The sequence below is a fragment of the Corallococcus sp. AB030 genome, from assembly GCF_003668965.1.
Taxonomy (GTDB): domain Bacteria; phylum Myxococcota; class Myxococcia; order Myxococcales; family Myxococcaceae; genus Corallococcus; species Corallococcus exiguus.
In genome coordinates this window covers 1-503 of record NZ_RAWQ01000486.1, presented here as the reverse complement: position 1 = coordinate 503, position 503 = coordinate 1, and the positions used below count along the sequence as shown (strand labels likewise).

The window sequence follows — 503 nt, the reverse complement described above, 5'->3', positions numbered from 1 at the left end:
GCCCTCCCCGCCTCCACCGCCGCCAGCGCGGCCCGCACATCCACCGCCGGAACCACGCGCGGCGCCACGTCCGCCCACACGCCCGCCTTCGTCAGCCACGCCTTCGCGTACACACCCGCCGGCACCGCCGCCGGCTCCGCCAGCACCACCCGCTTGAGCCCCTTCAGGCCCGCCGCTCCGGCGACCTTCACCGACGACTTCACCGGCACCACCACCACCAGCCGGTTGGACAGCAGGTCCACCCGCGAGCCCGCCTGCACGAGCCCTGCCCGGTCGATCCCGTCCATCTTCGCCTCGTCGGCGGAGAGGAACGCATCCGCCGGGGCCCCCGCCACCACCTGACGTGCCAGGTCACTGGACGCCCCGAAGGCGAACCGCACCCGGTGCCCCGATGCCTGCTGGAACGCGGGCGCCAGCGCCTCGAGCGCGTCCGTCGTGCTCGCCGCCGCGAACACCAGCACCTCCTCCGCCCGCGCCGACGACACCGTCACCCACACCAGAAG

Annotated in this window: 1 protein-coding gene; it reads right to left on the bottom strand. The window is 75.0% G+C overall.

Annotated elements, in window-relative coordinates; all coding sequences use genetic code 11:
* A partial coding sequence (gene modA / locus D7Y15_RS43725) for a molybdate ABC transporter substrate-binding protein (protein ID WP_233605336.1) occupies positions 1–497 on the bottom strand: 497 nt, incomplete at its 3' end.
* Positions 498–503 lie beyond the last annotated feature (6 nt).